Origin of the sequence: Cytobacillus eiseniae (assembly GCF_017874625.1) — a bacterium.
GTDB classification, from domain to species: Bacteria; Bacillota; Bacilli; order Bacillales; family Cytobacillaceae; genus Cytobacillus; species Cytobacillus eiseniae.
In genome coordinates, this window is sequence record NZ_JAGIKZ010000005.1 from 143,491 (window position 1) to 162,004 (window position 18,514).

General features: G+C 37.4%; 17 protein-coding genes, 1 other RNA gene and 2 pseudogenes. 6 read left to right on the forward strand and 14 right to left on the reverse strand.

The annotated features are described in order from the left end of the window. Nucleotides 1–66 precede the first annotated feature (66 nt). Nucleotides 67–729: an SIMPL domain-containing protein gene (locus J2Z40_RS06845; RefSeq protein ID WP_066395853.1), complete on the forward strand. Its 663-nt coding sequence runs from the start codon at nucleotides 67–69 to the stop codon at nucleotides 727–729. A gap of 815 nt (nucleotides 730–1,544) precedes the next feature. Here J2Z40_RS06845 and ssrS read toward each other — a convergent pair. From ssrS to J2Z40_RS06870, 5 genes are all read right to left on the reverse strand, one after another. Further along, nucleotides 1,545–1,728, reverse strand: a non-coding RNA gene (ssrS, locus tag J2Z40_RS06850) — 6S RNA. A gap of 99 nt (nucleotides 1,729–1,827) precedes the next feature. Next, nucleotides 1,828–2,385, reverse strand: a complete 558-nt coding sequence (gene efp, locus J2Z40_RS06855) for an elongation factor P (RefSeq protein WP_066395855.1) — start codon at nucleotides 2,383–2,385, stop codon at nucleotides 1,828–1,830. Between the two features lie 125 nt (nucleotides 2,386–2,510). After that, on the reverse strand, nucleotides 2,511–3,572 hold the full coding sequence (locus J2Z40_RS06860; RefSeq protein WP_066395857.1) for a M24 family metallopeptidase: 1,062 nt from the start codon (nucleotides 3,570–3,572) through the stop codon (nucleotides 2,511–2,513). Nucleotides 3,573–3,576: 4 nt separating this feature from the next. Continuing rightward, nucleotides 3,577–4,023 (reverse strand): type II 3-dehydroquinate dehydratase, encoded by a 447-nt coding sequence (aroQ, locus tag J2Z40_RS06865; RefSeq protein ID WP_066395859.1) that lies wholly within the window; start codon nucleotides 4,021–4,023, stop codon nucleotides 3,577–3,579. 94 nt (nucleotides 4,024–4,117) lie between these two features. After that, nucleotides 4,118–4,645 carry a YqhR family membrane protein gene (locus tag J2Z40_RS06870; protein WP_066395862.1) on the reverse strand — a complete coding sequence of 176 codons (528 nt, stop codon included), beginning with the start codon at nucleotides 4,643–4,645 and terminating at the stop codon, nucleotides 4,118–4,120. A 211-nt stretch (nucleotides 4,646–4,856) separates the two neighbouring features. Between J2Z40_RS06870 and J2Z40_RS06875 the strand changes: the two genes are divergently transcribed. Further along, nucleotides 4,857–5,243 carry an SA1362 family protein gene (locus J2Z40_RS06875; protein ID WP_342590321.1) on the forward strand — a complete coding sequence of 129 codons (387 nt, stop codon included), beginning with the start codon at nucleotides 4,857–4,859 and terminating at the stop codon, nucleotides 5,241–5,243. 18 nt (nucleotides 5,244–5,261) lie between these two features. Here the strand turns inward: J2Z40_RS06875 and J2Z40_RS06880 are convergent, their stop codons facing one another. The 4 genes and pseudogenes from J2Z40_RS06880 to J2Z40_RS06895 form a co-directional block, all read right to left on the reverse strand. Further along, nucleotides 5,262–6,146: a patatin-like phospholipase family protein gene (locus J2Z40_RS06880; RefSeq protein WP_066395866.1), complete on the reverse strand. Its 885-nt coding sequence runs from the start codon at nucleotides 6,144–6,146 to the stop codon at nucleotides 5,262–5,264. 142 nt (nucleotides 6,147–6,288) lie between these two features. Further along, a pseudogene (locus J2Z40_RS06885) lies at nucleotides 6,289–8,061 on the reverse strand (vitamin B12-dependent ribonucleotide reductase); the annotation flags it as partial. 393 nt (nucleotides 8,062–8,454) lie between these two features. Then, a pseudogene (locus J2Z40_RS06890) lies at nucleotides 8,455–9,243 on the reverse strand (ribonucleotide reductase N-terminal alpha domain-containing protein); the annotation flags it as partial. A gap of 330 nt (nucleotides 9,244–9,573) precedes the next feature. Continuing rightward, nucleotides 9,574–10,113: a GbsR/MarR family transcriptional regulator gene (locus J2Z40_RS06895; RefSeq protein WP_066395867.1), complete on the reverse strand. Its 540-nt coding sequence runs from the start codon at nucleotides 10,111–10,113 to the stop codon at nucleotides 9,574–9,576. 340 nt (nucleotides 10,114–10,453) lie between these two features. On the opposite strand from J2Z40_RS06895, the gene J2Z40_RS06900 reads away from it, so the two are divergent. Genes J2Z40_RS06900 through J2Z40_RS06910 form a run of 3 tightly spaced genes read left to right on the forward strand, consistent with a single transcriptional unit; the run spans nucleotide 10,454 to nucleotide 13,472 of the window. Next, the gene (locus tag J2Z40_RS06900; RefSeq protein ID WP_066395869.1) at nucleotides 10,454–11,722 is read left to right on the forward strand and encodes a betaine/proline/choline family ABC transporter ATP-binding protein; all 1,269 of its coding nucleotides are present in this window, start codon (nucleotides 10,454–10,456) and stop codon (nucleotides 11,720–11,722) included. After that, on the forward strand, nucleotides 11,722–12,567 hold the full coding sequence (locus tag J2Z40_RS06905) for an ABC transporter permease (RefSeq protein WP_066395871.1): 846 nt from the start codon (nucleotides 11,722–11,724) through the stop codon (nucleotides 12,565–12,567). Before J2Z40_RS06900 ends, J2Z40_RS06905 begins: the two co-directional genes overlap by 1 nt. 2 nt (nucleotides 12,568–12,569) lie before the next feature. Then, nucleotides 12,570–13,472 (forward strand): glycine betaine ABC transporter substrate-binding protein, encoded by a 903-nt coding sequence (locus J2Z40_RS06910; protein ID WP_066395873.1) that lies wholly within the window; start codon nucleotides 12,570–12,572, stop codon nucleotides 13,470–13,472. A 76-nt stretch (nucleotides 13,473–13,548) separates the two neighbouring features. Here J2Z40_RS06910 and J2Z40_RS06915 read toward each other — a convergent pair whose 3' ends face one another. The 5 genes from J2Z40_RS06915 to J2Z40_RS06935 all read right to left on the reverse strand — a co-directional run bounded on the left by J2Z40_RS06915 (nucleotide 13,549) and on the right by J2Z40_RS06935 (nucleotide 17,884). Beyond that, nucleotides 13,549–14,151 carry a response regulator transcription factor gene (locus J2Z40_RS06915; protein ID WP_066395876.1) on the reverse strand — a complete coding sequence of 201 codons (603 nt, stop codon included), beginning with the start codon at nucleotides 14,149–14,151 and terminating at the stop codon, nucleotides 13,549–13,551. Further along, nucleotides 14,148–15,272 (reverse strand): sensor histidine kinase, encoded by a 1,125-nt coding sequence (locus tag J2Z40_RS06920; protein WP_083954013.1) that lies wholly within the window; start codon nucleotides 15,270–15,272, stop codon nucleotides 14,148–14,150. Before J2Z40_RS06920 ends, J2Z40_RS06915 begins: the two co-directional genes overlap by 4 nt. A 3-nt stretch (nucleotides 15,273–15,275) precedes the next feature. Then, nucleotides 15,276–16,016 carry an ABC transporter permease gene (locus J2Z40_RS06925; protein ID WP_066395882.1) on the reverse strand — a complete coding sequence of 247 codons (741 nt, stop codon included), beginning with the start codon at nucleotides 16,014–16,016 and terminating at the stop codon, nucleotides 15,276–15,278. Next, nucleotides 16,017–16,916, reverse strand: coding sequence for an ABC transporter ATP-binding protein (locus J2Z40_RS06930; protein WP_066395885.1), 900 nt, complete (start codon nucleotides 16,914–16,916; stop codon nucleotides 16,017–16,019). A gap of 131 nt (nucleotides 16,917–17,047) precedes the next feature. Beyond that, nucleotides 17,048–17,884, reverse strand: a complete 837-nt coding sequence (locus tag J2Z40_RS06935) for a lipoate--protein ligase family protein (RefSeq protein ID WP_066395888.1) — start codon at nucleotides 17,882–17,884, stop codon at nucleotides 17,048–17,050. Between the two features lie 189 nt (nucleotides 17,885–18,073). Here J2Z40_RS06935 and J2Z40_RS06940 point away from each other — a divergent pair, with 189 nt between their 5' ends. Further along, on the forward strand, nucleotides 18,074–18,457 hold the full coding sequence (locus J2Z40_RS06940; protein ID WP_066395889.1) for a rhodanese-like domain-containing protein: 384 nt from the start codon (nucleotides 18,074–18,076) through the stop codon (nucleotides 18,455–18,457). Nucleotides 18,458–18,514 lie beyond the last annotated feature (57 nt).

Sequence of the window (18,514 nt, forward strand, 5' to 3'; positions counted from 1 at the left end):
GAATGCTTACAAGCGTTTGGACGTACATTGTAGTATAAGAGTTTTCCGAAAGTGAGGGAGTAAATTATGTATCAACAATTTTATGGTGATCAAAGTAGGAACAACAGAAAAAATAGCATTCAAGTCACTGGCAATGGGAAGGTTTCTGTAAGGCCGAATAAGGCTGAAGTGACACTAGGGGTATCTGATGAGGATCAGCAATTAAAAATAGCACAAAGCAATGTTTCAAGTAGTATGATTAAAATTAAAGCTGGATTAAATGAAATGGGCATTTCTGATGAATACATCCAAACTGCTGATTACTCTATTACCCCTACATATGACTATGTAGATGGAAAACAAATTTTTAGAGGGTATACTGTTCAGCATTTGCTTCAAGTAACCATTAATAATATTGAAGAAACTGGTGAGTCGATTGATAAGGCGGTAAGTAATGGAGCAAATCTAATTACAGGCATTCATTTTACATCAAGTAATAATGAGCAATATATGCACCAGGCACTTTCCATGGCAGTTATTAATGCCTACCATAAGGCAGAAACGATTGCACAGACGATAGGGGTCCAATTGCAGAAAGAACCAGTTTTGGTCATTGAAAATAATCAACAGGATAGTAGACCTCTCCCATTCCAAGCAACCACATTTGCCAAAAGCGAAGCAGCAACAACAATCCAACCCGGATCTATAGACATCGCTAGCAATATTACAGCTAAATTCATATTTCATTAAAATAATAGTATGTGAAAATATTTAAAAATTAAGTTCAGAGGTGGAAAATAAAAAGAACAAGCGTTTCAGCAAGCGAATTAGTATATTAAATATGCTTTCTTAGTATTGTTATCACAAAAATTACTGATTCCCTTATTTTAGATTAAGAAAGTCCGTACTGATCGGTTTGGGGATTAGGTTGAGCACTCGAGCTGATAAATAGACGGAAAAATTCCGCTTAATTCGTAATTATGAATAAAAAAAGCTTGAATAAGCGGAGAAACTCCGCCTATTGACTCGAAAAATTCAAAAACGGGGGATTTTGTATGAAATAAGCGGAAAAATTCCGCTTATTTTACTTTTGCTAGTTACTCGATTAAGGACAAGTGATCCTACTTAAAGGAAGTGAGTTTTCCAAGAAAACTTCGACAGTGAACCATTTCATTTGTTTTTTTCTTATGAAAACATGAAACTTATTTATAGGCGCACAGAACAAAAGCGTAAGCGCCTTGATCAGCCTCAGGCATAGCACAAGACGAGCCTATCGGAAAGATGTCCTTTACCGATCTTTAAAGGATTGGCTTGTGACCTCGAGGTCGACAAAAACGCGACGTCCTGTCGCATTGTCGACACTAGTACGTCCTGTACGTCTGGGGTAGGCGCTCCTCCTATAAGAAAAGCACTTATACTCGTGCGAAGCTTATGCTGCCGAAGGATTCCTTGTGGAGTTGGACGCAGACAAACTTGCCGCTAAGTGATTCACACCATTTAAATTTATGATTTCCTAGACAATAAAAAAGGTGATAACCAAATGGTTATCACCTAGACAAATCATATGTATAGCCGCCTTTGCCGCCGATTTATATGGAGTTTCATACCTGCTCCTCCAGGTGGGTATTCGCAATTACCTTCACATACGTCCTCAAGCAATGGAGGCATGATGTTCCAGTAATGGTATTGAATTCCCTTGTTCTAAATAAAGGTTGAAACTTCATATCCAAGCGAACAACGCAGCTTCTATATTTGTATCATACCGAATTACAGCTCATTTCACAAGTGGAAATAACTAGTAATGCTCATAATCGCTATACCGTATGTGAAATTTTCTTTTCAATTTAATTATGCACGTGATACATAGGATGATTCTGAAGTATTAATAATTAATACATCGCCTTGGTTAATGAAGAAAGGAACTTGAACAGTTAAACCAGTTTCAAGTGTTGCAGGCTTCGTACCGCCTGAAGCTGTGTCACCCTTAATTCCTGGCTCTGTTTCTGTTACTTCTAATTCAACCGTGTTTGGAAGCTCCACTCCTAGTGTTTCTCCTTGATACATCATAATATGAACTTCCATATTTTCTTTTAGGAACTTTAATTCATATTCAATTGCAGTAGCTGCCAATTCGATTTGCTCATATGATTCATTATCCATGAATACATGCTGATCCCCATTCGCATAAAGGTATTGCATTCTGCGATTATCAATTTGCGCTTTTGCTACTTTTTCACCAGCACGGAAAGTCTTTTCTTGAATCGCACCATTACGTAGGTTACGCAGTTTTGAACGAACAAATGCCGCTCCTTTACCTGGTTTAACATGTTGGAAATCCATTACACGCCAAATTGAATTATCTACTTCAATCGTTAAACCGGTACGAAAATCATTTACTGAAATCATGTAAATCCTCCTAATTAAGCTTTTCTAAAGTATCACTTCCAGCACCTAGTATTCGTACGATCATACTAATCCACTAAATAACATGGATGAATAGATTGTAAAATAGAACAAGTTGCTTTCGCTACTTAAAGAATGATTAAATCTTTTGTTGAATGTGTCAGCGTTTCATTATGGTCATTCGTGATTAACGTATCATCCTCTATTCGGACTCCACCAAGCCCTGGTATGTATATGCCCGGCTCAACTGTTACAACCATACCTGGCTCAAGAATGATTTCTGATTTAGAAGCCAGTGATGGCCCTTCATGAACCTCAAGACCAATGCCATGCCCTGTTGAGTGGCCAAAATATTCGCCATACCCATGTTCTGTAATATAATCACGAGTTAGAGCATCTGCCTCTTTTCCACTCATCCCTGGCTTAATGCCATCCATTCCACGCATTTGTGCATTCAAAACAATATCATATATTTCCTTCATCTTAGCATCTGGTTCCCCTACAGCTAGTGTACGAGTTATATCAGAAATATAGCCTTTATAATAAGCACCATAATCTAACGTGACCATGTCGCCTTTTTCAATCACTTTTTCACTAGCAACACCATGCGGCAAAGCACCCCGATGGCCTGAAGCAACGATTGTATCAAAGGATGATGATATTGCACCAGCTTTTCTCATAAAGAATTCTAGCTCATTTGAAACTTCCATCTCAGTTAAACCAGGACGGATAAATTCAACCATATGCTTGAACGCTGCATCCGCAATGTCCGCTGCTACCTTTAATATCTTAATCTCTGACTCCGTCTTTATCAAGCGTAATTTTTCAATTTCGCCAGAGATAGGCACTAATTCTGATTGAACTGCCTTTTCATATGTTTTAAATGCAGAGAATGTTAAATAATCTTGTTCAAAGCCAAGTTTTTTAATGCCCAATTTCTTTACCTGTTCAGCAACCTCTGCCGGGATTGATCCTTCATGTTTAACAATTTCATAGCCTTCACATTGAGCAGTCGCTTGCTCAATATAGCGAAAATCAGTAATGAATTGAGCATGCTCTCCACTAATAAGAACAACTCCAGCAGATCCTGTGAAATTCGACATATAACGACGATTATATGTACTAGTGATAAGCATGCCATCAATGCCTAATTTCTCAAAACGCGAACGCAACTTTTGTAATTTCTCCATCTTTTTAATCTCTCCCTTTTTTCATATCTCGTAATGCATGAAAAGCCAATGTATATCCGATTAAACCTAAACCAATAATTTGACCCGCTGCTACTGGAGCAATTACTGAAGTATGCCGAAAGGATTCGCGGGCGTGTACATTTGATATATGCACTTCAATTACAGGAATTTTTATCCCTGCAATTGCATCTCTTATCGCATAGCTGTAATGAGTAAAGGCACCTGGATTGAATATAATTCCATCTATCCCTAATTTATTCGCTTCATGGAGCTTATCGATCAACTCACCCTCATGATTCGATTGAAAGGTAATGACCTCAGACTCATTTAATTTACCTAATGCCACTATTTCTTCTTCCAATTGTGCCAAAGTTGTATTTCCATAGACACTCGGTTCACGTTCCCCTAATACATTTAAATTTGGTCCATTCAATAATAAAAAGGTATTCATGTTCACACTCCAGGTGAAAATTATTGACTAACATGAATATTTTATCATAAATGAATAATTTTCCACTACTATTTGATTTAACGCCTAACAATGCTCATGCATTGTTCACATCCTGTTGCCCCTTCCTCTCCTTCATCGCTTTATATTTCAATTCACTTTCCTCATAGGAAATGGAATATCCGATAAAAACACCATATAAAATATAGAAACATACTGAAGTAATAATCGTGTTTCGCTCTAATTCATTAAAAGGGCTAATACCAGGAAAAATTGGATTTAACACAAAGAAAACTAATAAAAATAATACAATCCCGTACCCAATTCCAACGAAAATACTTGGAAATTTCCGTAAGGCTACATAGTATATTAATGCAACAACGATTGATATGACCCCAATCAAGACAATGCTAACTACCGTACCAAGCCAGCCTACTTTCCAATCGCCAATAGTCCACGGCTCAAGTATGACGGTAGGTCTAATTTCTGTTAAGTTAAATACATATGCGAAATACGCTAGTCCACTCCAAAATATACCGCCAAATAAACCTGTCAAAATAACCATGGTAATAAAGGACATTGGTTTTTCACGCTGATTTTGTTCGAGTTGATTTTCTTCTGTCATTTTTACCACCTCCATTTTCTATTATGTCCTGATGTTTTTATTCCCTTGCATCACATTAGAAATTAGTTTCCTGCTAATCCTGCTAGAGGTTTTCTTCTCTTTTTTGTAGAATAAGATATAGATACATCTTTCATTAATGAAATAAAAATAGTTTCTTTATGTATAATTGTGTTTAAAACATAAAGAAAATGCTCATCATGCTCATAGGGAGGTGGCTTTCTTGAAAAGTCGGGCTTCAACAATTATAATCCTTGGACTTATTCTTCTTGCAATTCTGGGGGTAGTCACTAGCTTAGTCTCAAATCCTGCCGGTTTTTTGCAGAGAATAGCTGTCATTTTATTAGTAGGTGCGGTAATCTATTTTATTTTTCAACGTTTTTATAAATCAAGCCCTAAAAAACGTGAACAACGGGCATTTATTCGTGCTGCAAAAAGATCAAAAAAACGACATCAAGTAAAAGAAACTAGCAAAGGCAATCAGCGTAAAGCGGGCTCTGGACATTCCCTTACTTCAATTAAAAAACCAAAGAAAACATCTACACATTTAACTGTTATCCAAGGTAAAAAGGGCAAAAAGAAAGATCGAGCTTCTCTTTAAATGGCTCGATCTTTTTTATTAGTAACTCCATTGTGAAAAAAATTGATTCGTACACTTTTTTCCAAATTCAACTAATGTCTCCTTCCCTTCTTGTGTTAATTCAAATTCAGTTGTTAACGATCCTTCAACAGGGATAAAAATAATATTTTTTGCATGCTTTCTAGAAATATATCGAGCATCATGTGCATTCTTCATCGTCTCAAACAATGCCTCATACATCTGGATTGCATTTTTAATCTTGTTCTTTGGCCGGTCAATAATATTCTGACTTAATTGAACACCTAGAACTGGACGTGCTTTTTTCACATTATCCTTATCAAATAACCACATTGGAAAATTACTTAATACTCCCCCATCAACAATAATGCTTACATCACGCCTCACATGAAGCTTAACGGGTTCAAAAAAATACGGAAGACTACAGCTCATTCGTACTGCCTTTGCAATAGGGAATGCCCCTGGATCAATCCCATAATTCACTAAGTCATCTGGAAGGACAACGAGACGGCTATTCGTTAAATCAGAGGCAACAATTCTTAATGCTTGTGATGGAAGATCAGAAAATGTTCTAATTCCTCTAATAGCAAGCTTCTCCTCAATCCAATTCTCGAGTTCATCTCCTTTATATAATCCAAGTCGCCAATAAAGCATAATCCACTTTGTCACAGCAAATGGAACAAATGTTTTTCTAGAATCTAGAAACACCTCCAAATCTAGTTCGTCCATTAATTGATAAATTTCTTCACTTGTATATTTTGCAGCAATTAAGGCAGCAATGATTGATCCAGCACTTGTTCCTGCTACTCGTTTGAATCGAAATCCTCTTTTTTCAATCTCACTATAGGCACCAATTAGAGCAAACCCTTTAATTCCTCCTCCAGAAAAAACACCGTCAATATACATGCAAGCCACTCCTGTCAATGTACTCACTTGATACATTTTTAATCACAGAAATGGAAAAATAGTACGGTGGACAAGGAGTTTTTTATTTAAAGTACAAAAAAAGAAGATGAACCAAGCTCCATCTTCTTTCTTTGCATTTATTTTACAATCCACATTTTAGCTGAGCATTACAATTGGTACATGTATTACATCCACCAATTTCTTCCACACTGCCCTTACGGCAAACTGGACAAGTGTTCCCAACCTCTGATCCAATCGTTACGTTTGTAGAACGTAAGTCATTGATTGTATCAACAAGTACGACATGCTGTTTCGTTTTTTCTTTTTTATTATAGCTTGTTTCTTCAAAGCTGTTTTCTTCTGCTTTCAAGGTTAGAACCTGTGAGTCTCTTGAACCATCTACATATACAGTTCCACCTTTTGCACCACCTTGGTATAGTCGCTCGTAAACCTTCTCTACTTGCTCTACACTATACCCTTTCGGTGCATTCACCGTTTTACTAATCGAACTGTCAATCCAGCGCTGAATGATACATTGCACATCCGCATGCGCTTCAGGTGCTAAGTCCATTGCCGCAATAAACCATTCAGGCAAGTTATTCGGATCTGCGTCTGGATTTCTATCTAAATACTCTTGAACAATATCTGCTTTCACTTCAATAAATTTACCTAGACGGCCACTTCTGTAGTAGGAGAAGGAGAAGTAAGGTTCAAGGCCAGTTGAAACCCCAACCATCGTCCCAGTGGATCCAGTGGGAGCAACCGTTAATAGATGAGAGTTACGAATTCCATTTTCTACTATCGATTGTTGAATATCTTCAGGCATTTTTTGCATAAAGCCTGTTTCTGTAAAGGCTTTTCTTAAACGATTCGTTTCTTCTTCCGTTTCCCCAGTTAAAAATGGGAAGCTTCCTTTTTCTTTAGCAAGTTCTACTGATGCACGGTAAGCAGTTGTCGCAATCATTTCAAATACTTTATCAACAAGCTCATTGCCTTTTTCCGATCCGTATTCTGTTTCACAATAGATTAATAAATCATGAAGCCCCATGACACCTAAACCTACACGGCGTTCACCTAGAGCTTGTTTTTTATTCTCTGCAAGGAAATATGGTGTTGCATCAATTACGTTATCCTGCATCCGTACACCAACTTCAACTGTACGCTTTAATTTCTCAAAGTTCACTGTCTTGTTTTCTTTATCTGCCATTTCTGCTAAGTTAACAGCAGCTAAATTGCAGACACTGTATGGTGCGAGAGGTTGTTCGCCGCACGGATTCGTTGCTACAACCTTCTGTCCATAGGCTTTCGCATTTGTCTTGTCATTCGCATTATCAATAAAGAAAATTCCAGGTTCAGCTGAGTACGTCGCACATATATTGATAAGATTCCAAAGCTCTTTCGCTTTGATTTTTCGATATACTCGTACTTTATGACCGAGTTTTTCCCATTCGCGGACATCCCCAACTTTATGCCATTCCTCGTTATAGTTGTGCATTTCATCTTGATCATAGCTCTCAACATCCGGGAATCTCAACTCATATTCAGCATCATCCTCAACCGCATTCATGAATTCTGTCGTTAGACAAACAGAGATATTTGCTCCTGTAAGGAATTCAGAATGATGAACAGAGTAATTTCCTCCAGATGCTAGCTTTTCTTCTGCATCATGAATAATGTTCTCACTAAAGCCTCCATACCCTGGAATCTGCTTATAATTTACAATTCCTTGATACATTGCTATTTCTTGCTCTGTAAAAGGGGTAAACTTTAATTTTTCTTTTGCATATTTTTTGATGGTTTCATCATTTGTAGTCTCAAGTAAGAATCGTAGAATTCTAGGGTTTTGCATTTTAGAAATAATGAATTCAATAATATCAGGATGCCAATCCGACAGCATGATCATTTGTGCGCCCCGCTTATTGTTACTCACTCAATATAATTCAAGTGGGCCAGGTCATTTCTGCCTAGCTCTCATGCTCTCACATGAGTTCAGACTATATCATCAAAGAAGAAAATTTTTCATGCTTCTATGTCTCGCGCCCCATAAGATTTTCTATGGTTTACTCTTTCCTTACTTTCCAAAAGCTCAACCTCCTCTGATTAGTCACTTTTGAAAACCGTAGGAAATTTCAATAGTCGTTGAACGTTCTTCTCCGTTTCCAAAGAAGCTTCGCTGCTGATTGCCCATTGTTGCATCCTTCTAATTTTCAAGCATTCACATTTGCCATTACTGGCTCTGTTGTAGCTTAAAAGGCTTTAGGGTGTTCCAGCAATTCACGAGATTTTACTCCCGCCGATGGGCTATTTAACGGGATCCACCTTGCTCCACAAGATGCGTCAACTTCGCAATATCATCTAGCCATGAAACAGATCCTGATGATTTTCCATTAACGCCTTTCGCTAATGTGTTGCGAGGTCTTAAGGTTGAACCATTTGTTCCAACTCCGCCGCCACGACTCATGATTTCCATGACTTGCTTGCGGTGTTCAGAAATACCTTCACGGGAATCTTGAACAAAAGGCATTACATAACAATTAAAAAATGTTACTTCTGTACCTGCGCCTGCACCGTATAACACACGACCTGCAGGGATAAAGTTTAAGCTCGAAAGCTCCTGGTAGAATTTCTCAAACCAAAATTGTCTTTTCTCTTCTGTTTTCTCAACGGATGCAAGGCCTGTTGCATTACGCTTAGCAATTTGCTCATAAAAAAGCTCCAGTGGTTTTTCAATTACATCCAGTGATCGCTTGATGATGCCAGTTTTTGCTTCTTCTGGGTCATCAAGAACCCCTCGGTAATCTTCTTCCACTAGAACAGACGCTGCTTTCTTTTCCCAATCAATATCTAGAATATAGCCCAGCCCTCTGGCAGGGAATTTTGGATCTTCTTTGATGGTAAGAACGACGAAATCTCCATTAGTCAATGTGATCTTCTCCGTGTCTTTGAACGTATACCTGTCCAACATGACTAATCGGGAAACCCCTTTGTGGGTCATTTTCATTTCTGAGGAAATGGGGTGTACTTGAGGGAATAGACGGATGTCCTCATTCAAGCGCTCAATGTTCAAACTCATTTTTTGTCCTAATGCAACAGACATTTTCACAACTCCTTCAATAAGAATATTCAATTATCATGCTATTCTCGTAACTCTAGTTGAATGAAACAATAACCTAAAGTTACCATACCAGTCTAACAAAATCAATATATAGTGCTGTGAATATTTTCAACACCACTACATATTGTGTTTAATTCATGTGATATTAAATTTGTCAAAATTAAAAATTACTATAATCAAGAGAAAATGAAAGAGATTAATAGATTTATATTAGAATATGATAAATTTCAATATTATTTGCGACTTGCATAGATTTAATTGGAATTTAAAGTAAAAGAAAAAAAGCACAGCGTTGTGTGCTCTTTTCTCTAGTTATTCATCCTTAGTTTTTGGAATATATTTAAATATTTCTTCTGATTCAAAGCTATCAACTAAACGATTCAACCAATCATAATAGCTAAGGGCAGCTTTCATTTTTTCAATATCAACTATGGCTGCAGAACGAATCTCGTCATCAACTTCATCCATACTTATTAATTTCTCAAGCTCTCCAATTGATTTTGTCATAACGACTATATTCATGGAAATTCCAGAACGCCATTTTATGGAGAAGAAATCAATAAAGGTTTGATACCAATCTTCCTCTGCTTGATATAAATCCTTTCTGCTTCCTTTTTTCCACACCTTTTCAACCATTTTTAAATCCATTAAGTTGCGAACCGAAGTGCTCATACTTGTCTTGCTCATCCCAAGCTCTTCCTTCATTTCGTCGAGAGTCATCGGATGATTATGAAAATATAACATTCCATACAACCGTCCGATCGAATCAGTGATTCCATACAAATTCATATTCTTTGCAATCGTTTCGATGACCCGCTCCCGCACTCGCTCAAGCTGTTCTTGTCCATCCATTAAAAATTCACATCCATAAATGTAAAATTATCTTTATCCCTTAGACTACCCGAAAAAATAAAATAATCATTTATTAGACTACCACTTTATTTCAGAAAGTAAAGTTGGACCCGTCATAGCATTTGGAAGGAAAGGAAAGGAATTGTAAGGATAACGTATATACAATACGTTCAGTTTTTTCTGTACGTACTGTTTGAACGAATATGACTGATTACAAGCTTTGCCCAAATTTTTGAAAAGAAATACAATTATATAGTCCTAGTTGATCGGGTATTTAGTTTTTATCTTCCCTTCAAAAGGTGTTAACAATCCAAGAAAATAGAAGTTTTAATCGAATGAGGTGAAAAGTTTGGGCGAACAACAAGTGAAATTAAAGGTTAAAAACGTATCAAAGGTATTTGGAAAAAACCCAAAGAAAGCATTACAGCTTTTAAATGAAGGGTATTCTAAAACAGACATTCTAAAAAAGACTGGCTCTACTGTTGGGGTCAATCAAGCAACATTTGATGTTTATTCTGGTGAAATCTTCGTTATTATGGGGCTTTCAGGAAGTGGAAAATCAACATTAGTCCGTACATTGAATAGACTCATTGATCCTACTTTTGGTGAAATATGGATCGATGGAAAAGATATAACAAAGATGAAAAAAGAAGAATTAAGGGAAGTTCGCAGAAAAAAAATTAGTATGGTTTTTCAGAACTTCGCTTTATTACCCCACCGAACCATTCTAGAAAATACGGAGTATGGATTGGAAATTCAAGGAATGGAAAAAGAAGGTCGAAAGCAGTTAGCACTTAACGCCTTGAAGCTAGTAGGACTTGAAGGGTATGAAAACCAATACCCAAAACAACTGAGTGGCGGAATGCAGCAGCGTGTTGGATTAGCGAGAGCACTCGCGAATGATACTGATATTTTATTAATGGATGAGGCATTTAGCGCACTGGATCCATTAATTCGTAAAGATATGCAGGATGAATTAGTAGAGCTTCAATCGACGATGGAAAAAACAATTGTATTTATTACACATGATTTAGATGAAGCTTTGCGCATCGGCGATAAGATTGCCTTAATGAAAGACGGAGAAATTGTCCAAATCGGCACACCAGAGGAAATATTAATGAATCCTTCAAATCAATATGTTGAGAGATTCGTAGAGGATGTTGATTTATCCAAGGTTTTAACAGCAAGCCATGTTATGAAGCGCGCTGAAACGGTTCAAATTGATAAAGGACCAAGAGTTGCCTTACAAATGATGAAGAAGCTTGGAATTTCAAGTATTTATGTTGTTGATAAAAAGCAAATTCTTCTTGGGGCTATTACAGCTGACGATGCAAAGAACGCTGTTGAAGATGGGCAAGACTTAAAAACAATTATCAATTCAAATGTTCAAACAGTGACTGGAGATACGTTGCTAACTGATCTTTTTGATAAAGTATCTGTCGCAACCATTCCAGTTGCAGTTGTCGATGAAAATAACCGTCTCCATGGCATTCTTGTTAGAGGGGCTGTGATCGGTGCACTCGCTGGAAATAATGATGTGATTAATGATTGGGAAAAAGCAAAAGAAGAAGTCGCTGCAGATCAGTCGAATAAAGGGGGAAATGAATAATGGAAGGCTTATTACCAAAACTCCCGCTTGCAAGTTGGATTGATACATTTGTAGATTGGCTAACCGTAACATTTGCATTCATTTTTGATGTAATAACTGTCAGTTTAGAAGGAATTGTCGAAGGATTATTTGCTGTATTGGAATTTATCCCTTCCTATATTCTTATTTTATTAATAGTTTTATTAGCATGGAAGATTTCATCCAAGGGAATTGCTCTTTTTGCATTAATCGGTTTGTTCCTAATTGATAACTTAGGTTATTGGGAGGGAATGCTTGAGACTGTTTCATTAGTTCTAACGGCTGTCTTCATTACTATCGTTATTGGAATCCCATTAGGCATTTGGGCATCTCAGAAAGCAGCAGTAAAACAAGTGATTACACCTATATTAGACTTTATGCAAACAATGCCTGCATTTGTCTATTTAATTCCAGCAATATTCTTCTTTAGTATTGGTGTTGTACCAGGAGTTGTTGCATCTGTTATTTTTGCTGTCCCACCTACAATAAGGTTGACCATTTTAGGAATCCAGCAAGTACCTGCTGATATTATCGAGGCAACAGAGGCATTTGGTTCAACAACAAGCCAACGTCTACTTAAAGTTCAATTGCCGCTTGCTATGCCAACAATAATGGCAGGGATTAATCAGAGTATTATGCTCGCATTATCCATGGTTGTCATTGCATCCATGGTCGGTTCACCCGGTCTAGGTGCAGATGTATATCGTGCTGTCACACAGATCCAGATAGGTAAAGGTTTTGAGGCTGGTCTTGCAATTGTGGTTATTGCCATTATTTTAGACCGGATTACCCAAAATATAGGAATTAAAAAACAAGGGGGAAAATAAAAATGAAGAAAAAATGGTTATCTATTTTAATGGTACCCGCATTGACATTAGGATTAGCTGCCTGCGGGTCAGGCGAAACAAGCAATGATAAGGATAGCGGAAATTCCGCGGCTTCAATTGGTGAAAGTGTAGATTACAAAATTATTGGGATAGATCCTGGTGCAGGAATTATGAAAGCAACAGCAAATGTATTAGAGGACTACGAACTTGATGAATGGACATTAGTAGAAGGTTCTGGTGCAGCAATGACTGCATCATTAAAGAAAGCATATGACAAAGAAGAACCTGTTATTGTCACTGGCTGGAGCCCACACTGGAAATTCTCCAAAATGGACTTGAAATATTTAGAAGATCCTAAAGGAACTTATGGGGATGCAGAAAATATTCATTCAATTGCACGTAACGGGCTTAGCACAGACCATCCTTCTGCATACAAAGTACTTGATCAGTTCAATTGGCCAGAAGAAGACATGAACGATGTAATGGTTCAAATTACAGATGGAGAAGATCCAGAGAAAGCTGCACGAAGCTGGGTTGATGAAAATACAGATAAGGTCGCTGCTTGGACAGAGGGCGCTGAAGAAGTAGACGGTGATAAAATCACAATCGGGTATGTTGCATGGGATACTGAAATTGCAAGCACAAATGTCATTGCACAAGTATTAACAGATCTTGGTTACGATGTTACCCTACGACAAGTTGAAGCTGGGCCAATGTGGGCAGGCGTTGCTGAAGGAAGCCTTGATGCACATATTGCTGGCTGGTTGCCATTAACACACGCGGATTACTACTCAAAGTTTGAAGGCCAATTTGAAGATTTAGGTGCGAATTTAGAAGGCACAAAAATTGGATTAGTTGTTCCTTCATATATGGATATTGATTCAATCGAGGATTTAAAAGAATAGTAGTAGTGGAGACATTGTCAATAATGACGATGTCTCTTTCTTTCGTTTGTAGCGATTATCAGGGCTCACCGCTTTCTCATATCCATCCCTTCTCTTCTGCTTTACTAATCGCCTCTATCCTATTTTTCACATTGAGCTTCCCTATGATTTCTGACATATAGTTTCGAATCGTTCCTGTCGATAAAAATAAGGCGGAAGAAATCTCTTTTGCAGTTTTTCCATCAGCAACAAGTCTTAACACTTCACGTTCACGTTCAGTTAATGGGTTATCTTCCTTCATACTGCCGAAAATCAATTCAGGTGCAAATTCACGTTTTCCTTTCATTACATTTCGGATCGATTGTGCCAGTTCATCACTAGACCCGTCTTTTAATAAATATCCGTGAACCTCAGCTTTCAATGCACGTTCAAAATATCCTGGGCGAGCAAATGTTGTCAAAATAATGATTTTACAGGTGGAAAGGTGAGTTTTTAATTCTTCTGCTACTTCTAACCCACTTTTAATAGGCATCTCAATATCCATCAAACATACGTCCGGGTGAAGCATTTGAATGAAATGTAATGCTTCCTCTCCATTTTTGGCTTGTGCAATTACTTCAATATCCTCTTCAAAATCAAGAAGAGACCCTAGTGCCCCTCTGAGCATCCCTTGATCCTCAGCTATGACAATTCTTATCAAGAAACAACACCAGCCTCTCTCTCTTTCACAATTACTGGGACTGTAATGACTAGCTTTGCCCCTTTGTCAGTCATTAATTGTAAATGACCGTCTATCAGTTCTAATCTTTCAGCAATTCCTTTTAGTCCATTACCCGATTGCTCTTTTTTATCAAGCCCTTTTCCATCATCAGCAATACTAATCATTATTTCTCCTGATTTTTCAACGATGGCAATATAACAATTTTCCGCTTGACTATGCTTTACAACATTTGTTACCGCTTCACGAAGACACATACTAAGAATGTTTTGAGTTAATCCTGGGATCTTGTCTAGCTTTAAATCATACTGATAATGGAAAGCAATACTAGCAGCCTCAAGTATGGCAGAGCTTGAAAGCAATTCCTCTGAAATTGTAATCGCGCGCAAATCTGAAACAAGCTCTCTTACTTGTGATAATGCTGTACGGGACGTTCTTTCGATTTCCTCCACCTCAGACTTTGCCCGATCTACATCCCTCAAGAGCAGCTTTCCAGCAAGTTGACTTTTTAAGGTAATTAAAGAAAGGGTATGGCCGAGTGTATCATGAAGATCTCGAGCAATACGCAATCGTTCCTCTCGCTTAACAAGCTCTTCGATTCTTGCATTTGCTTCATCAAGTTGTCTTTCTAGCTCCATCCGACTATTCATGGAACGTATGCCGAATGGTGAAAATAACATAAGAAGAATAAATGGGAGAAAATAAAGAAGCGAACCTGGATTTAGATAGTTAAAATGAATGATTAACGGTGTGAAAAGAGAGAGAGCAAAAAGGACTAAAGCCCAAAGGAATTGTTTCTTCTCCTCATAATAACCGATGAAATGCGCTGGAAAAAAACCTAAAAATAAGATATTAATATTAATAAAGACAGATAGAAATAAGACAATTCCTATCTGAAGGATGAGCCATTTAGTAAATGCCTTTGTCATAAAATAAAGCTGCCTGTATGTGATCAAGAATACAGCTAGCAAAATATACCCAACATAAACCTTCCATCCTGATTGTAAGAAAATATAATAACCAGGCATAAACAGATAGATAAGAAACATATAGGGAAATAGGCCAAATCTTGATGGGAATATTTCTATTTTTGCTTTTGCCATCAATTACACCGTCGCTTCCTGCTTTTTCCTAATATAGCTAGATAATAGCATGAAAACAACAAGATATCCGAATAAAATGATAAAATTCATCCACTCTGGGCTATTTCCACGAATAATTTCCCAGGCGCCATTGCCAAAATTATAAGAGGGCAACCATGCCGCAATCTTTTGTATAAATGTTGGAAACGTTTCGATTGGCATCCACATGCCACCAGAAATCGCCAATAGCATGTAAATCACATTCGATACACCTGAAGCTGTATCTACCTTCTTCATTGTTCCAACGAGCGTCCCTAATGCAAGAAATGGAAGAGAACCGATTAATATCCATAGACCACTTAACATCCATTCAGATGCAGAAAGAGAAACGCCATTAACGATCGCCCCAGCAGAAAAGATAATCATAATCGAAAATATATGAATAACTGTTTGCCCAATCATCTTTGCTGCAAAATAAGCGTGATCAGATAAAGGCGTAATCCTCATAAACATTGACCATCCTTGCGTTCTTTCTTCGACGAGCCTAATTCCTAACGTCATAATGGCTGAACCCATCACACTAAAGGTTGTCATTGACATTAAATAATGCGCTTGCCACATTTCTTTATCTTGAATATCTGAATTGAAGATTTTCGTAAACACCATATAAAAAGCAATTGGCATAAAGAGAGACCAAAAAACAAAATATGGATTTCGCAAGATTCGGATCATTTCAACCTTGCACTGCATGATAAAAGCATTCATTTAAATTGCCTCCCTATTGTTCGTTAATTGCTCAAATGCTTCATCCAATCGACCTTGTTCAATTTGTATACTACTAATCTTATATTTTTTCTCAAATACTTCTGCAAGGATTTTATCTGTATTATCTGTAACAATATATATTCGTCCATCCTTTTGATATACATTTGAAGCATTAGGGAGTAATGCTAATTCAGCTATCGTAAGTTCCTCCTCTGAAACAAACGAAACAGATTGTTTTGACAGCTTCATTTTAATTTCTTTAGGTGCCCCTTCCTCGACAATTGTTCCACGATGAAATAAAAGGATTCGATCAGCAACATCATCTGCTTCCTGTAAATAATGGGTCGTAAAAATGATTGTTTTTCCTTGTTCCTTTAAGTGACTAATTGTTTGCCAAAATTGCTTTCTAGCAGTAATATCCATGCCCACAGTCGGTTCATCTAAAAAGACCAACTCTGGATCACCAGCTAATGCTAATGCAAATCCGAGTCGACGTTTTTGTCCACCAGACAGTTTTTCTGCCCGTTTTTTTAAATCAGCATCACTTAAACCGGTACATACGATAAGCTCTTCTACAGACATTGGATTTGGATAGTAACTCCTAAATAATTGGATAATCTCAATCACCTTTAGTGCATCAATCACACTAACTTCCTGAAGCATCGCTCCAATTCTTTCACGCACCCTTTTCTCTTTAGGATCCATGTTAAATAATTTTATTTCCCCGCTTGTCGGTTTAAGGAGACCTAACATCATCATAATTGTTGTTGTTTTTCCAGCACCATTCGGACCTAGAATGGCAACCACTTCTCCCTTATTGATTGAAAAAGAAACATCATCTACTGCTTTCTTATTTTTAAATGCTTTTGTCACATCCTCAAGTAACACAATTGCATTCAATTCATCCACCTCCCGTTTTACTAATCTAATCATATGATTTTCAATGAAAGAGGATTAGTGGATTTTGTCATAACATTTAGATGACATTTGTCATTTAAAAGGAGAAAGAAAAAAAGCGGCGTTGGCCGCTTTTATCTTCTGAAATTCCAATCATCCTGTTCATACCGCTCGATGGCAATTTTATTTACATACGCAAGTTCTTCCGTTGTAAGCTCATATCGTTCAAGTTCAATATTCAACCCCTCAGCAAAGCCTTTCTTAAATGCTACCTTCGCCTGTTCAATCGAAATTTCATCTCTGCTTATCTCATTAATAGCTACTGCTTTATTTTTAAAAGCTTTCTGCATTCGCTCTTTCACTCTATCATTTGGATATTTAAATAAGCTAAATAATTTATCCTCATCTAAATCTAAAAGAATAGAACCGTGTTGGAGAATAACTCCCTTCTGTCTTGTTTGTGCACTGCCAGCTACTTTACGTCCTTCAACAACAAGCTCATACCAGCTTGGCGCATCAAAGCACACAGCAGATCTTGGGTTTTTCAATGAATCACGCTCTTCAGCTGTTTTGGGAACAGCAAAGTAAGCCTCCATTCCTAGATGATGAAAGCCCTTTAGAATCCCTTCAGAAATCACTCGGTACGCCTCTGTTACAGTCTTAGGCATTTTCGGATGCTCTTCAGAAACAATAACACTATATGTAAGCTCGTGCTCATGAAGAACCCCTCTGCCGCCTGTTGGTCTGCGCACAAAACCAAGTCCATGTTCTTTCACAGCAGCCATTTCAATCTCTTTATCTACTTTCTGAAAATAACCGATTGATAGAGTAGCTGGATCCCAGCCGTAAAAACGGATAACTGGCGGAAATTTCCCCTCACTATTCCAATCTAGAAGGGCTTCATCCAAAGCCATATTAAAGGAAGGGGATCCAGCACCAGAATCAATATAACGCCAAACTTCTTTTGTCATTTTAAAATACCTCATTTACAAATTATTAACATGAATATAATTTTCAGTCTAACAAAAGCGATTGGGAAAATAAAGGGGACCTAAATTCCTAGAAGAAATAGAAAAATTTTAATCGAATACCTTTACTCCAATCATTAAAGACCATTATAATATAAGTGGTTTAGCTAAGATTGAAAGGAGAAAGACACATTGAATACCCTTTATTTCCTTCTTATTATTATTGGGGCAATTATTGTCTATTCAGTTATTACATGGTTATATCAGAAGAGGATCGTCAAAACATTGACTGAAGAACAATTCCGGGAAGGATACCGCAAAGCTCAGTTAATTGATGTTCGTGAACAAAATGAATTTGATGCAGGTCATATTCTCGGTGCGCGAAATATTCCGATATCACAGATGAAGACACGATTGAAAGAGCTTCGCCCGGACAAGCCCGTCTATTTATATTGTCAAAGTGGGCTAAGAAGTGGCAGAGCTGCACAGCTTCTTCACCGTAAAGGCTATAAAGAGCTTTCCCATCTTCAAGGCGGTTTTAAAAAATGGGGCGGAAAAATAAAAACGAAAAATTAATTTTTAATCCTCTTGCATTCTCATGCAGGGGATTTTTCATTTACTAGATTTTTTTAA

Bases quoted from the DNA above. Each gene is read 5' to 3' on its own strand.
- J2Z40_RS06845 (WP_066395853.1), top strand. From the start codon at position 67: ATGTATCAACAATTTTATGGTGATCAAAGTAGGAACAACAGAAAAAAT.
- efp (WP_066395855.1), bottom strand. From the start codon at position 2,385: ATGATTTCAGTAAATGATTTTCGTACCGGTTTAACGATTGAAGTAGAT.
- J2Z40_RS06860 (WP_066395857.1), bottom strand. From the start codon at position 3,572: ATGGAGAAATTACAAAAGTTGCGTTCGCGTTTTGAGAAATTAGGCATT.
- aroQ (WP_066395859.1), bottom strand. From the start codon at position 4,023: ATGAATACCTTTTTATTATTGAATGGACCAAATTTAAATGTATTAGGG.
- J2Z40_RS06870 (WP_066395862.1), bottom strand. From the start codon at position 4,645: ATGACAGAAGAAAATCAACTCGAACAAAATCAGCGTGAAAAACCAATG.
- J2Z40_RS06880 (WP_066395866.1), bottom strand. From the start codon at position 6,146: ATGTATATTGACGGTGTTTTTTCTGGAGGAGGAATTAAAGGGTTTGCT.
- J2Z40_RS06895 (WP_066395867.1), bottom strand. From the start codon at position 10,113: ATGGATGGACAAGAACAGCTTGAGCGAGTGCGGGAGCGGGTCATCGAA.
- J2Z40_RS06905 (WP_066395871.1), top strand. From the start codon at position 11,722: ATGGAAGGCTTATTACCAAAACTCCCGCTTGCAAGTTGGATTGATACA.
- J2Z40_RS06910 (WP_066395873.1), top strand. From the start codon at position 12,570: ATGAAGAAAAAATGGTTATCTATTTTAATGGTACCCGCATTGACATTA.
- J2Z40_RS06920 (WP_083954013.1), bottom strand. From the start codon at position 15,272: ATGGCAAAAGCAAAAATAGAAATATTCCCATCAAGATTTGGCCTATTT.
- J2Z40_RS06925 (WP_066395882.1), bottom strand. From the start codon at position 16,016: ATGAATGCTTTTATCATGCAGTGCAAGGTTGAAATGATCCGAATCTTG.
- J2Z40_RS06935 (WP_066395888.1), bottom strand. From the start codon at position 17,884: ATGACAAAAGAAGTTTGGCGTTATATTGATTCTGGTGCTGGATCCCCT.